Source organism: Bradyrhizobium sp. SZCCHNS2022 (genome assembly GCF_032377575.1).
GTDB lineage: Bacteria > Pseudomonadota > Alphaproteobacteria > Rhizobiales > Xanthobacteraceae > Bradyrhizobium > Bradyrhizobium aeschynomenes.
In genome coordinates, this window is the sequence record NZ_JAUHHZ010000001.1 from 6,358,092 (window position 1) to 6,372,061 (window position 13,970).

Sequence of the window (13,970 nt, forward strand, 5' to 3'; positions counted from 1 at the left end):
GTCGTTCCGGGGCAACGCGCAGCGTTGAACCCGGAACCTCGATGTGAGTCCATCATCGCCAGATTCCGGGTTCGACGCTGGGGCGTCGCCCCGGAGTGACATCAAGCATCGACGAACAAGGAGTGCCGGCCATGACCACCAACACGACGGTTCTGCAGCATCTCGACTCCGGCCTGCTCACGATCACGATGAACCGCCCGGAGCGGCGCAATGCGCTGAACAGCGATATGACCAAGGGCCTCGTCGAGGCTGCGCAGCGGGCCGCCAATGATCCGGACGTGCGTGCGGTGCTGCTGAAGGGCGCCGGCGGCACGTTCTGCGTCGGCGGCGACGTCAAGGCGATGGCGGAAGCCAAGACGGCGCCGTCGTTCGAGACCAAGGTTACGACACTGCGCGAGCGCATGGAGGTGTCGCGGCTGCTGCACCAGATGCAGAAGCCGGTGGTGGCGCAGATCGACGGCGCCGCGGCCGGCGCGGGCCTGTCGATCGCGCTCTCCTGCGACCTGCGCGTTGCCGGCGAGTCGGCCAAGATCACCACCGCCTTTGCCAAGGTCGGACTGTCAGGCGATTTTGGCGGCACCTATTTCCTCACCCAGCTGCTCGGAAGCGCCAAGGCGCGCGAGCTCTATCTGACGTCCCCGATCCTGAGCGCGCGCGAGGCACTCGCCCTGGGCATGCTGACGAAGGTCGTGCCCGATGCCGAGGTCGAGGCCGCCACGCGCGAGCTGGCGATGTCGCTGGCGCAGGGGCCGAGCGTCACGCTCGGCTACATCAAGCGCAACATCAACAACGCCGAGACCATGACGCTCGAAGCCTGCTTCGACGCCGAGGCGATGCACCACTCGCGGTGCAGCGACACCGAGGATCACAAGGAGGCGGCGAGGGCCTTCGTCGAGAAGCGCGCGCCGGTGTTTCAGGGACGTTAGCTCCGTACTCCCCGTCATTGCGAGCGAAGCGAAGCAATCCAGGGTTATTGCCTGAGCTCTGGATTGCTTCGCTTCGCTCGCAATGACGACGGTGAGGCCGACGGCTTGCGTCAACAGGTGATACTTCAAAGAGACCTGCCATGCCTTACCTCTACCTGCGCCAGATATGCCTGGTGGCCCCAGCGCTCGAGCCCGTCGTCTCGGATATCGCGGCGATCATGGGCCTGGAGGTCTGCTATCGCGATCCGCATGTCGGCAAATACGGGCTGGAGAATGCGCTGCTCCCGGTCGGCCCGATCCTGCTCGAGGTGATCGCGCCGACGGTCGAGGGCACCGCGGCGGGACGCTTCCTCGACAAGTCGGGCGGCCGCGGTGGCTACATGGCGATCTTGTCCTGTGATGATCCCGACGGCCGCGCGGCGAGGGCCAATGCGCTCGGCGTGCGCACCGCCAACGTCATCGACCATCCGCCCTATCACGGCGTGCAACTGCATCCCCGCGACTGCCGTGCGGCCTTCATCGAGCTCAACCACACCGAGGGCAGCGACGACGTGCTGGGGCCGTATCCGCCGGCAGGGCCGGACTGGACGCGGGCGATCCGCAGTGATGTCACGACGGCGCTGACGGAGGTCGTGCTGCAAAGTCCCAATCCAACAGCGCTCGCCGCGCATTGGGGAAGCATCCTCGATCTGACGCCGACAGCCGAGGATGACGGCGGTTGGCGATTGAGGCTGCCGAATGCCTCAATCCGTGTGACGCCCGGCGAGCGCGAGCTGATGAGCGGCTTGACCTTCCGCGTCACGGATGCCGCGGGCATCATCGACGCCGCGCGTGCGCGCGGCTACGCAGTGTCGGATGTTGGGTTCGAGATGGCGGGCGTGACGTTCACACCGACCACGTAGACTTATGAGCCGAGTCTCGGCTCTCGCGCAGTCGACGCTGCGCTCCCTCTCCCCGTTCTTACGGGGAGAGGGTTGGGGTGAGGGGCAGCCGCACGGGAGGTGCTGATGGTGAAACCTGTATCCCCTCACCTGGATGGCATCCGTCGATGCCATCCGACCTCTCCCCGCGAGAGCGGCAGGGCTATCGCATAGGAAAATACGGCTGTCGCGACAAACAATCCCGACTGTTAGTTACTCCGTCATGCCCGGGACAAGCCCGGGCATGACGATGTGGAGATATACGAACGCGCCACTCCCATCGCAAAATGCGATAGCCCTGGCGGGGCGAGGTGCACTGCGCGCGCCGCAACAGACTACGCGATAGCGTAACCGCTCACCGTCCCTTGAAATTCGCGAAGCGGCGCTCCTCGGTGGCCTTCACGCCTTCCTTGAAGTCCTCCGTCGCGCGCAGTCTTGTCTGCTCCGCGAGCTCGTGCTCGGTCGCGGCCATCACGCGGTCGGCGAGGCCGGCGCGCATCGTGGCGCGGGTCGAAAGCAGGCCGAGCGGCGAGCATTCGGCGATTTCTGAGGCGAGCTTCATTGCAGCGGTGCGCACCTGGTCCTGCGGCACGCATTCATTGGCGAGGCCGATCTTGTAGGCCTCCTCGCCGGTGACGCGGCGGCTGGTGTAGAACATCAGCTCGGCGTTGTTCTTGCCGATCAGCTCCGGCAAGGTCACCGTCAGGCCGAAGCCCGGATGGAAGCCGAGCTTGGTGAAGTTGGCGGAAAAGCGCGCCTCCGGGCAGGTGACGCGGAAATCGGCCGACACCGCGAGCCCGAGTCCGCCGCCGATCGCGGCGCCATGGACGGCGGCAACGACCGGCTTCTTGCAGCGGAAGATCCGCACCGCCTGCATGTAGAGATGGTTGATCGGCCCGAGGCTGTCGGCCGGATCGCCTTTGGCGCTTGCGGCTTCCTGGGCCTGCCGCGCCGGGTCGCCGAAATTGGCGCCGGCGCAGAACGCCTTGCCCTGCGCGGCGAGCACAGAGGCGCGGATCTCGATGTCGCGATCGAAGCCTTCGAGCGCATCCGCGATCTGGTTGATCAGTGAAATGTCGAAGAAATTGAGCGGCGGCCGACGGATCTCGATCAGGCCGACATGGCCATGGATCTCGACGCCGATGTCAGGGAAGTGGGTCATGTGGATCTCCGATGAGCGTCTCAATGATTTCGCGCTGCGTTTGTGACCAGGCTGCCGCGCAGTCGCCGGTCTGCTCCCTCTCCCCGTTCTTCACGGGGAGAGGGTGGGGTGAGGGGCAGACGCACGGGAAGTGTCCGTGGTGAGACCTGTACCCCCTCACCCGGATTGCATCTGACGATGCAATCCGACCTCTCCCCGCAAGCGGGGAGAGGTAAGAAGCACCATCACCGCAGTCCCAGCCCGCGCGCGATGATGCCGCGCAGCACCTCCGTGGTGCCGCCTTGGATGGTCAGCTTCGGCGCGGTGCGGATGGCGAAGGTCAGCTGGTTCTCCAGGGTCTCGCGATTGCCGGCGTCCTCCTCGACGAAGGCGGCGAGGTCGCGGACACGATGCGGCAGCTGCTGCTCCCACACCGTGCCGACGTCCTTGACGATCGAGGCCTCGACCACCGGCTCCTTGCCGGCGTGCAGCATGCCGGCGACCGACACCGACATGCGCCGCATCGCATGCAGCTGCGCCACCAGGCGCCCGATGCCCTCGGCGCTGCGTGTGTCCGGATCGGGACCCACCGCGCGCACCAGCTCGGTCAGCACGTAATAGGTCTCCAGGAAGCGCTCCGGTCCGGAGCGTTCATAGGCGAGCTCGGACGTCGCCTGCTTCCAGGCGCCGTCGATCTCGCCGAGCTGATGATCGTCCGGCACGAAGGCGTCGGTGAAGACGACCTCGTTGAATTCCTTTTGTCCGGTGATCTGCGGAATCGGATTCACCTTGATGCCCGGCGATTTCATGTTCACCAGGAACTGCGTCAGGCCGTGCCGCCGGTTCTCCTTGGTGGCCGGCGACGTGCGGAAGATCGCAATCATGTAGTCGGCCATGTGCGCCGACGTCGTCCAGATCTTGGAGCCGTTGATCAGCCAGCCGCCCTCGGTCTTGGTCGCCCGCGTCTTGGCCGCGAACAGGTCGGAGCCGGAGTTCGGCTCGCTCATGCCGATCGCGAAGCACAGCTCGCCACGGCAGATGCGCGGCAGGATGTCCATCTTGATGTGCTCGGGCGCGTAGCGCAGCAGGATCGGACCGCTCTGGCGGTCGGCGACGAAGAAGCGGCGCACGGGCGCGTTGGCAACGCGCATCTCCTCGGTTACGACATAGCGCTCCAGGAAGGTGCGCTCGTGGCCGCCATATTTCTTTGGCCAGGTCATGCCGATCCAGCCACGCTCGCCGACCCGCCGCGAGAACTCTCGGGCATCGGCGTCCTCGCGCAACGGCTGGAACGGATTGAAGGTGCCGGCGGCGATCTCCTCGGCGAGGAACGCGCGCACCTCCTTGCGCAGCTCCTCGCATTCCCCAGGCAGGCGGATCGGATCGAAACGGAGCGCGGTCATGGGCTATCCTTTTCGTGCAGCTCTCAGCGTGAGGCGACCAGCGGCCACAATTCGTCGGCGCCGCGGGCGGCGACGCGTTGGCCGAGGGCCACGGCCCAATGGCTCTCGGAGCCGAAATCGTCGCGCCAGGCGAGCGCCCGCAAGGAGAAGCGGTGCAGGATGTGCTCGGTGGTGAAGCCGATCGCGCCATGCACCTGATGGGCGATCGCCGCGCCCCTCTCGGCGGCTTCGGCGCAGCGGATCTTGGCTGATGCAGCTTCGAGGAATATCGCGTCGTCAAACGCCTCTCCGCGCGCGATCGCATCCGCGGCGGAGGTCGCGGCAGCGCTCGCCGCAGCGCTCTCGCCGGCGAGGCGCGCGAGATTGTGCTGCACCGCCTGGAATTTGCCGATCGGCTTTTCGAAGGCGACGCGCTCGCCGGCATAGCGGACGCTGATCTCCAGCAACGCATCCAGCGCGCCCGCGATCTGCAGGCCCCGCACGACGCCGCCCATCAGCATCAGGCGGTCCTGATCGAAGCCGGCCGGCGCGCGCTTCATCGCCACGGGTGCGACCTTGTCGAAGGTGACGGTGTCGCTGGGATCATTGGCGAGCGACAGGCCGGCATCGATGCGCAGCCCGGCCGCTTCGACCAGGGCAATCGAGACGTCGTCTCCGTCATGCGCGACCACGGCCACATGCCTTGCATTCTTCGCGAACGGCACGCCGCGCGCGCGGCCGGACAGCGTGCCGTCGGCGTTGCGCGTGATCCGGTCGTTCGGGCGCGCCGGCGCGATTGTCATGACGCCGTCGGGCGAAGCGATTCCGCCCTGCTGCAGCAGCCAGCCGGCCAGCAGCGTCTCGGCGAGCGGCACCGCCACTGCGAAGCGCCCGGCGGAATTGATCACGGCGAAGCCGTCGGCGAGATCGACGCCGGCGCCGCCGAGCTCCTCGGCGACCCAGGCCAGCGGCAGACCGGCCTCGCTCAGGGCCCGCCACAGCGGCGCCGCCCAGCGTCCGTCCTTGTCATGATTGATCGTCTGCGGGTCGGCGAGATCGGCGAAGATCTTCTCCGCGGTCGCAACCACGATGTTGTCAGCGTCCGCCACGGCGTTCCTCGTGCTGATTGTTCTGCCGCACGGCGTCGCAGTTGCGCGCCGCGCCGGATGTTTGCGTCGCATGATGAGCGCAGTCACGGGTCCTGACAAGCGCTGCGCATCGCAGGGCGCCGTCCGTTCGCCGCATGGACCCGGCGATTTCCGCAGCGCGGAGATTGCTTGGATCTTTCAGTCGCGATGGTCTGATCCCTTTGTTTGAACGTGATCTTTTCGGAAAACCGGTTTCCACTTTTCCGGATCATGCTCTAAGAAGCAACGATCTGAGAATGAGACGCGGGAAAGCAGGGAGAAGCGGAATGGCGGTGGAAGGTCTGTGCGCGATCGTGACGGGTTCGGCCTCCGGCCTGGGTGCCGCGACTGCACTGCTGCTGGCCAAGGCCGGCATGCGCATCGTCGTGAACTATTCCAACAGCAAGACGGAGGCCGAGCAGACGGCCGATCTCTGCCGCAAGGAAGGCGCGGAAATCGTGGTCGTGCAGGGCGACGTGTCGCGCGACGAGGATTGCAAGAGGATCGTCGCGGCCGCGGCGCCGTGGGGGCGTCTCGACGTGCTCGTCAACAATGCCGGCACCACCAAGCACGTCCCGCATGCGGAGCTCGATGGCCTGTCGGCCGAGGATTTTCAGCGCATCTTCGCCGTCAACACCATCGGACCGTTCCAGATGGTGCGCGCGGCGCGGCCGCTGCTCGAAGCCGCTGCCAAGCAGACCGAACGCGCCTCCGCCGTCGTCAACGTGTCGTCGGTGGCCGGCATCAGCGGCGTCGGCTCGTCGATCGCCTACGCCGCGAGCAAGGGGGCGCTGAACACCATGACCCTGTCGCTGTCGCGCGCGCTGGCGCCTGCGATCCGCGTCAACACGGTATGCCCCGGCTATATCGATACGCCCTGGTTCACCAAGGGCCGTGGCGAGGCCGGCGCCAAGCAGGTCCGCGACGCCGTGGTGGCGCGGGTGCCGCTGCGTACGGCGTCATCGGCCGAGGACATCGCGCAACTGGTCGTCTTCCTGGCCAGCCCCGCATCCGGGCAGATGACCGGCGAGGTCGTGCGCATGGATGCGGGGATGCATCTGCTGGGATGAGATCGCCGTCATTGTGAGACCTGCAAACGACGACGCAATCCAGACCTCATCTGTAGGCCATGGATTGCGTCGCGGCGCTCGCAATGACGGGGTGAGGGCTGCTACCGGTTGAAGTCGCGGATCGTGCCGCTGGCGACGAGCCGGTTCCAGATGAACAGCACCGCCACCGCGCCGATCGTGGCGGTGATGAAGCCGGCGCCCTGGTTCGGACCATAGTGTCCGATCGCCTGTCCGATCGCGGTGGCGAGGAAGGCGCCGACGATGCCGAGCACGGTGGTCAGGATGAAGCCTGAGGGATTGTTCGGCCCGGGTGACAGCAGCCGCGCCAGCAGGCCGGCGACGAAGCCAACGATCAAAATGTAAATCATGAGATCATCCTTGCCTGAAGGTCGCGCTCAGATCCGGCCCGAGAGCTCGTGCTCGGTCGGCAGCCGCCCGTCCGGCGTCAGCTGATCGATCACCTTCGGCAGATACTGGCTCAGCCCGCTGAGCAGCTCATCGCGCGACAGGCCGCTCTGCGCGGTGAGCTGATCGATCTGGTCGGCGCCGAGCGCGTTGGCGAGATCACCCGGCGAGATCGGCTTGTTCTCGCCGGGACTCACCCACGAGTTCGCCGTGTCGCCATGACCCTTCTCCTGGAACTGGCGCAGGAGATCGCCGAGTCCGCCGGACAGCACGCTGCCGGCTGCGCCGCCTGCGAGCAGGCCGCCGAGACCGCCGGCAATGATGTTGCCCAGGCCGCCACCGAGCGCGCCGCCGAGCGGCCCGCCTTGTTGGCCGGTCGGCTGGGGCGGCGGAACTGGCGCTGGAGCTGCATTCGGCTGCCGGCTGCCTTGCGAGAAGTGCTTCACGGCTTTCCAGGCCAGCAGCGCGAGGATCGCCATCGTCATCGGCGACATGCCGTCGTTCTTCTGTGTCGTCGGATGATCGGGCCCGTTCGGGCCGTTCTGCATGCCGTTGAGAATGTCGAGTAGACCCATGACCTGCCTCCTGCGCCCCACGCGCGTAAAGCTATGGCGTTGCTCGGATCGTTACAAGCGGCGGCCAGACGCCGCAGACGGGGGAATGCATACGCCATCGCGGCCGCCGCTGTCGGAACTCCGCGTGCGCATCATGTTGTGGCGTGGCGCAGATGACGGCGCGATGAACGGGAGCGGGCAGGCACACGCCGCCGTCGCAGGCGGCCGGTGTCCGTTCTCCGTGTCAGGTTCTTGGCGTCAGTTCTTGGCGTCGGCGCGCTTCGGCGACTTCGCGGCCGGTCCCGCCGCCGTCTGGCTTGGGCCGGTGAACATCCGCTTCAGCTCATCGAGCTTTTCGGACAGGACTGGAAAATTGCACGAGAACGAATCGCGCCTGCCGCCATCCTTGGCGCAGTGGGCCGCCTTGATCCGGGCGCGCGCCTCGGCGGTGGCGCCGGGCGGCACCTGGCCGGGCTGCGCTGCCGCAGCAGGCGGCTTGCTCGGTCGGGGCAGCGGTGGCGGCGCCGGCATCGCCGGCTTGGGCGGCTCGATCGCGGCGCGCGCCGTCATGTCCCTGAGCGAGGTCGACTGCAGGCCCTGCGGCTGCGGCCGCGGCATCATGGCCGAGCTCATATTGGCGTGGCGCTGCCGCTCGAGATATTGCGTGTATTGCTGATCGATGAACTTCTGCTCTTCCGGCGTCGGATTGGGACCGGCGATGTCGAAGCTGCGGTCCTGCATGAAGTCGTAATAGACATAGCCGCCGCCCGGCTTCCGTCTCCCGGCAAATTTGGCGTTGCATTGCGCCATCGCCGCAGTCTTCTCTTCCTTCGTGGCGGATTTCTCCGCTGCGTCGGCGCATTCCTCGAAATCAGTCGGGGAGCGGCTCCACCACTCCGCATGCGCGCGTTGTAGTTGAATGGCCGACACGCAGCTGATGGCAGCAAAGACCAATACTGGCAGTTGGGGTCGGTACACGAACGGCAATCCTCAGCGTCTCCTCGCCTCAGATGACCGCAGATTGTCGCCAATTTGCGGCGGTGTGTGACTCCTATGCTGCGCAATTTTCGACTTTGTTCGTTCAACGCCCGGGTTCCGTGATCCCATTGCCACAGTCGGGCCGGCTTTGGCGGCTTGGCGGTGCGCGAATCGCACCTTGCTGTGGCGTCCGGACGATAGGCTGTGGCCTTCGCGTGATGACGGGCATCATTCTACCACTTTCGTCCCGTCGAGGTTGACGAATCTAATCTTGACGCTGGCAAGATCATCGTTGACGCAGGCGGGGCGATGCCGTTATGCTTTATCTTGACACTGGAAAGATGGCGGCGCGCTTGGCGCGGAGGAGGCAGGTATGAAGGTGTTCCTGACGGTCAAGCTGGCGCTGCTACCCTTCGTGGTGTTCTGGGCTTTGCTCGGCTGGCATCAGCCGAGCTGGGCGGTGTGGTCCGCGCTCGCGCTGTCTCTCGGCGGCAATCTGTGGCGCGCGACGCGGTCGGAACTCGCGTTGCTCGAGCTCGGCAGCCTCGCGCTGTTCGTCCTGCTGGCCATCGCCAACGATGTCGCGCCGGGCTGGACCGCGATCAACTCGCTGTGGCTGTCTTTCGCGGCGCTCGGTGTGATCAGCTTCGGCTCGCTCGCCGTCGGCCGGCCCTGGACGGCCGACTATTCCCGCGGGAGCTATGCCGACAGCGCGTCGACACCGCAATTCCAACTGATCAACATGTTGATGACGGGGCTGTGGGGCGCCTTGTTCCTGGTGCTCGGCCTCTGCCGCTGGGCCGGCGTGTCATCCTGGATCACGACTGCGATCGTCGTCGGCGGAGCGCTCGTCTCGATCTTTGGCCCGCGCTTCGCCATCCGGCAGGCCTTGCAGCGGATCCGGGCGTCCCGCGAGGATCATCATTGGCCGGCGCCGGACTTCTCCGGTGCCGCGAGCGCCGATTGCGACGTCGCGGTGATCGGCGCCGGCATCGGCGGTCTTACCGCCGCGGCGCTGCTTGCCGAATCCGGACTGAAGGTGAAGGTGTTCGACCACCACGTCGTGCCCGGCGGCTTCTGCCACAGCTATCTGCGCAAGGCGCATCACGACAACAAGCCGGTGCTGTACCGCTTCGATGCCGGACCGCATGATTTCTCCGGCGTCTGGCCCGGCGGCCCGGTCGACTGCGTGCTGCGCCGGCTCGGTGTCGCCGATCGCATCCAATGGAAGCGCGTCACCCATTCCTACCGGCTTGCCGGCCGCCGCATCGACGTGCCCGAGGATTGGAGCGCCTATGTCCGGCTGCTCTGCGAGGCGTTTCCTGCCAGCGCCGACGGGCTCGTCAAGCTGTTCGATACGATTCATGCGATCTTCCAGAGCATGTATGCGACCGGACAGGGCCGCAGCGGCATTCCCGGGATGCCGGAATCGATCGAGGAGATGCTGGCCTTCCCGCGCAAGCATCCGCAGGCGTTCCGCTGGATGAACCGCCCGTTCGACGAGCTGGTCGCCGCGCATGTCTCCGATCCCGAGCTGATCGCGTATCTCAATGCGCTGTCGGGCTATCTCGGGGACGGCAGCGAGCGGCTGAGCTGTGCGCAGATGGTCCCGATCTTCGGCTACTACTTCAAGGGCGGCTTCTATCCGGTCGGCGGCTCCGGTCACCTCGCCGACATCATGGCCGAGGCGATCACCGCGCGCGGCGGTGAGGTGCATTTGAAGTCCAAGGTCGCGCGGATCCTGGTCGAGCAGGGCCGTGCCGCCGGCGTGGTGCTCGGCAATGGCCGCACGATCCGCGCGCGCGCGGTGGTCTCGAACGCCGATCTCGGCCGGACCTTCACCGAGCTCCTCGGCCCCGACGATCTGCCCTCGGCCTTCCGTGAGCGCACCCGCAGCCTCACGCCGGCGACGTCGTGCTTCTCGGTGCATCTCGGTCTCGACGTCGTGCCGGACATCGCTCCCGCCACCCATCTCGATGCGCCGATGGGGATCGGTCTCGCCGTGATGTCCAAGCTCGATCCGTCGGCGGCGCCCGAGGGACACGCGACGATGACGATCATCACGCTCGTTCCTCACGACGAGGCCAAGGGCTGGTTTCAGGCCGAGGGCGGCGACGACTGGAAGGCCTGGCGCCGCTCGAAGGACTACGAGGCGCGGAAGCAGCAGCTCGGCGATGCCATGGTCGCCGCCGCCGAGACCGTCATTCCAGGCCTGTCACAGCACATCGTCTATCGCACCGACGCCAGCCCCGTGACCTATGCGCGCTACGACCTCGCCAGCGCCGGCTCGATCTATGGCGTGGCGCGCTCGGGGCGGCTCAAGGGTGCCAAGGCGCCGCTGCGCAACCTCGTCATCGCCGGCGGCGGCAATGCCGGCGCGGGCGTCGAGGCCGTGGTGATCTCGGGTGCGGAGGCGGCCGAGGCGCTGGTGCCCGGGCTGCTGTCGCGCAAGCCGATGGCTGCGGTCAAGCCGCAGCCCGAGCTCGCGGTGGCCTGAAGGAGCGCAGCGCGGAGGGCGGTTTCGGAGAGACGATCGCCTCGTCGCGAGAGCATGACACCGGCCGGCCTGCTCGCCTGCGCTGACGGTGGGGGGCTGGTAGAGCCATTGCGACGGGCCCGGGCGTGCGTCCGTCCGGTCCCAGCCGTCGGAGCGTGCGGATCGAAATACCTCGTGATCGTGCTATGCGTCAGTGCTCGCAGCGCCGAAGTGAGCCCATCCGGCCACGGTGGCTGCGTTGCCCGTCTCGAAGATGGGCAAGACCGGTCGGTGTCGGCATGTTAAGAGGGGACATTCTTGCAGTGACCCTCGGAAATGGGCATGGCCATGGGGTTTATTTTGTCGATGGGCGCGATCCTGCGCCTCTTCGTGATTCTGACGTTGATTTCAGTCTGGTCGGCATCGGCGAGCGCCGAGAAGCGCATCGCGCTGGTGGTGGGCAACTCGAACTATCAGAACGTCACGCCGCTCGGCAATCCACGCAACGATGCCCGGCTGATGGCTGAGACATTGCGCTCGCTCGGCTTCTCGCTCGTCGCTGGCGGCCCGCAGATCGATCTCGACAAGGCGGCCTTCGACGCCGCGCTGCAGAAGTTCGGCAACGCGATCATGGGGGCCGACGTCGCGCTGTTCTACTATGCCGGTCACGGCGTGCAGGTCGCGGGCCGCAATTTCCTGGTGCCCGTGGCGGCGAACCCGACCAAGGAGGCCGACGTCTACCTGCAGATGGTCGACACCAACGTCGTTCTCAGCCAGATGGATGGCGCCGGGACCAAGCTCAACATCGTCGTGCTCGATGCCTGCCGTAACAATCCGTTCGGCGGGCGCGGCTTCCGTGCGACCGGCGGCGGGCTTGCCCAGATGCAGGCCCCCGAAGGCACGCTGATCTCCTATGCCACCCAGCCCGGCAACGTGGCGCTGGATGGCGAAGGCGGCAACAGCCCCTATTCCAGCGCTCTCGCCGCGACCATCCGCAAGCCCGGGCTTGGCCTGTTCGAGGCATTCAACGAAGTCGGACTCGCCGTGAAGAAGTCGACCGGCGGCGCGCAGCAGCCCTGGGTGTCGTCCTCGCCGATCGCTGGCCGATTCTATTTCACTGGCCGATCCGAAGCCGAATCCCCGGCCGCGCCGGCGCAGCCGCCGGTCTCCGCCGCCGATCGCATGCGGGAGGATTTCGAGCTGGCGCAGAAGCTCGGAAAGCGGGAGGTCTGGGAGGCCTTCCTGAAAACCTATCCGGACGGCTTCTATGCGAGCATTGCGCGGTCGCGCCTGGACGAGATCAAGTCGAAGGTCGCATTGGCCGCGCCGTCCGAGTCCCTGCCGCCGCCCCCGACACCGCAGCTGCGGTCGATGGCCGGCGTTTGGACGGGCAGCTATTCCTATGCGAATGGCAGCCAAGTCCCCTTCACCTTCAACTTCGGCACGGCTGGTTGTGCCGGACGGGCCGAAGAGGTGAACACGTTCGGCAACCGCAGCGCGCCGAAGCTGTTCGCCAATCTCGCCTGCTCGTCCGCGTCCCTGGTGCCGGGCCAGACCGTCACCATCACCAAGACCTACGACGGCACCGGCGGCGTCTCGCACGCGGTGAGCTATGTCGGCAGGATCTCTGCCGATCTACGCAGCATCAGCGGACGCTGGTCCCTCAGCGGGGCGAGCGGCACGTTCACGATGTCGCGGTGAGCTACGGCCGCTGGCCGCTCCGAATCCGCGCTTGCAGGACGATTTGTTTGAAGCGATCATCCTCGCGGTATTTGTCGATGTCGACCTCCTGGTCGATCCAGGTCAGCGTGGCCTGACGGTTGATCTGCAGCGATCGTTCCAACGCTGCATAGAAATCGTCGTCCCGGCCAGCGACCGCATAGAACCAGGCGATGTTCGTAATGAAGCTGTCCCGTGGCTGCAGGCTCGGTTCAAGCGCCGCAAAAAGCCGCAGCCCCTCATCGCGCTGCCCATTGTGAATGAGGTAGCCCGCCGTAACGAGTTCGATCTGCCTCGACGTGTCCGGATCGTCGTCACTGAGTTCTGCGGCACGTTTCAGGCTTTCCAGCGCCCGTTGAACCTGCCGGTCGTTCTTTTGCATGATTGCAAGCCGGAAAAGGCTCTCTGCGGTGGGGGCGAGATCCACGGCCTGCTGCATCACCGCCCGGGCGCTGGAGAAGTCGTGAAGCGCCCGGTAGGCTCCCGCGAGACGCGCGAGGAAGTAGGGCTTGACCGTCTTCGGTATCCGCTCCATCGCGCCAAAAAGCAGATCGCGCTCGCGCTCGTAGTCTCGCGCGCGCTCGGCGGCAGCCGCATCGTCGTAGATGCTTTGAAAGTCGAAATAGTTCTCCTTGAACGTACCGTAGCGCGACTTGTCCAGCGCTTCCTGCGTCGTATAGAGCTCGGCGTCGATACGCTGCAACTTTTCGACCAGCGGGCCGACAGTCGAATCCGACGGTTTCAAGATCACCGCATTGAGTTCGGTGGCGGCATCCTTCTTTTGATTCTTCAGGCGTTCGATCTTCTCTTGATGCTCGGCCTGCCGTTTGCTCAAGGCGGCGTAGTACTTCTCCCAGATCTCCTGAAGGGTCTTCGATAGCGCGACCGATTTCATGTAGTCGGCGAAATCCACGCGGACGGTGATGTCCTTGTCCATCGCCATGGTCTGGAACTTGTGAAGGTATTCCACTTCGACCTGCTTGTCCTGCAGGCCGAGCGCATGGTCGCTCTTGGCGCGCTCCAACTCGAGCTGTGCGGTTCGGTATTGCTGATTGAGCACAAGGGTGATCAGGCCAAGCGCGAACGTGCCGAACAGGAATTTGGCCAGTCCGATGTAGATGTTGAGGCGCTCGAGAGACGGATCCTTCTTGGCGCCGGAAGCCTTGGGCCGAGCGCCGACCTTTTCCAATTTCTCAACCAAAGTCATCAGCGTCTCCACCAGTAACAGTGGCTCAGACACAATAAATCCTGCAATGATTGTATTGTAGCTTC

The 13,970-nt window shown here is 65.8% G+C and carries 12 protein-coding genes; 5 read left to right on the forward strand and 7 right to left on the reverse strand.

Features of this window, described 5'->3' with window-relative positions; genetic code table 11:
* Positions 1-131 precede the first annotated feature (131 nt).
* Both QXZ94_RS28465 and QXZ94_RS28470 read left to right on the forward strand, forming a co-directional pair.
* Positions 132-926 (forward strand): enoyl-CoA hydratase, encoded by a 795-nt coding sequence (locus tag QXZ94_RS28465; protein ID WP_315724004.1) that lies wholly within the window; start codon positions 132-134, stop codon positions 924-926.
* A gap of 140 nt (positions 927-1,066) precedes the next feature.
* Positions 1,067-1,828, forward strand: a complete 762-nt coding sequence (locus QXZ94_RS28470) for a hypothetical protein (protein ID WP_315724006.1) — start codon at positions 1,067-1,069, stop codon at positions 1,826-1,828.
* Positions 1,829-2,201: 373 nt separating this feature from the next.
* Here the strand turns inward: QXZ94_RS28470 and QXZ94_RS28475 are convergent, their stop codons facing one another.
* The 3 genes from QXZ94_RS28475 to QXZ94_RS28485 all read right to left on the reverse strand — a co-directional run bounded on the left by QXZ94_RS28475 (position 2,202) and on the right by QXZ94_RS28485 (position 5,478).
* On the reverse strand, positions 2,202-3,008 hold the full coding sequence (locus QXZ94_RS28475) for an enoyl-CoA hydratase/isomerase family protein (RefSeq protein ID WP_315724008.1): 807 nt from the start codon (positions 3,006-3,008) through the stop codon (positions 2,202-2,204).
* Positions 3,009-3,232: 224 nt separating this feature from the next.
* Positions 3,233-4,390, reverse strand: a complete 1,158-nt coding sequence (locus QXZ94_RS28480) for an acyl-CoA dehydrogenase family protein (RefSeq protein WP_172115471.1) — start codon at positions 4,388-4,390, stop codon at positions 3,233-3,235.
* Between the two features lie 23 nt (positions 4,391-4,413).
* Positions 4,414-5,478, reverse strand: coding sequence for an acyl-CoA dehydrogenase family protein (locus QXZ94_RS28485; protein ID WP_315724011.1), 1,065 nt, complete (start codon positions 5,476-5,478; stop codon positions 4,414-4,416).
* A 305-nt stretch (positions 5,479-5,783) separates the two neighbouring features.
* Here QXZ94_RS28485 and QXZ94_RS28490 point away from each other — a divergent pair, with 305 nt between their 5' ends.
* Positions 5,784-6,566: an SDR family oxidoreductase gene (locus QXZ94_RS28490; RefSeq protein ID WP_315724013.1), complete on the forward strand. Its 783-nt coding sequence runs from the start codon at positions 5,784-5,786 to the stop codon at positions 6,564-6,566.
* A 101-nt stretch (positions 6,567-6,667) separates the two neighbouring features.
* On the opposite strand, the gene QXZ94_RS28495 is transcribed toward QXZ94_RS28490, so the two are convergent.
* From QXZ94_RS28495 to QXZ94_RS28505, 3 genes are all read right to left on the reverse strand, one after another.
* Positions 6,668-6,934, reverse strand: coding sequence for a GlsB/YeaQ/YmgE family stress response membrane protein (locus QXZ94_RS28495; RefSeq protein WP_172115465.1), 267 nt, complete (start codon positions 6,932-6,934; stop codon positions 6,668-6,670).
* Positions 6,935-6,961: 27 nt separating this feature from the next.
* Positions 6,962-7,546 carry a YidB family protein gene (locus QXZ94_RS28500; RefSeq protein ID WP_315724016.1) on the reverse strand — a complete coding sequence of 195 codons (585 nt, stop codon included), beginning with the start codon at positions 7,544-7,546 and terminating at the stop codon, positions 6,962-6,964.
* A gap of 237 nt (positions 7,547-7,783) precedes the next feature.
* Positions 7,784-8,512 carry a hypothetical protein gene (locus tag QXZ94_RS28505; RefSeq protein ID WP_315724018.1) on the reverse strand — a complete coding sequence of 243 codons (729 nt, stop codon included), beginning with the start codon at positions 8,510-8,512 and terminating at the stop codon, positions 7,784-7,786.
* A 364-nt stretch (positions 8,513-8,876) separates the two neighbouring features.
* Between QXZ94_RS28505 and QXZ94_RS28510 the strand changes: the two genes are divergently transcribed.
* Both QXZ94_RS28510 and QXZ94_RS28515 read left to right on the forward strand, forming a co-directional pair.
* A complete protein-coding gene (locus tag QXZ94_RS28510; RefSeq protein ID WP_315724020.1) occupies positions 8,877-11,000 on the forward strand; it encodes an NAD(P)/FAD-dependent oxidoreductase in 2,124 nt (707 codons plus the stop codon).
* A gap of 321 nt (positions 11,001-11,321) precedes the next feature.
* A complete protein-coding gene (locus tag QXZ94_RS28515) occupies positions 11,322-12,680 on the forward strand; it encodes a caspase family protein (RefSeq protein WP_409998774.1) in 1,359 nt (452 codons plus the stop codon).
* A 1-nt stretch (position 12,681) separates the two neighbouring features.
* Here QXZ94_RS28515 and QXZ94_RS28520 read toward each other — a convergent pair whose 3' ends face one another.
* The gene (locus QXZ94_RS28520) at positions 12,682-13,905 is read right to left on the reverse strand and encodes a hypothetical protein (protein WP_315724022.1); all 1,224 of its coding nucleotides are present in this window, start codon (positions 13,903-13,905) and stop codon (positions 12,682-12,684) included.
* Positions 13,906-13,970: the final 65 nt, after the last annotated feature.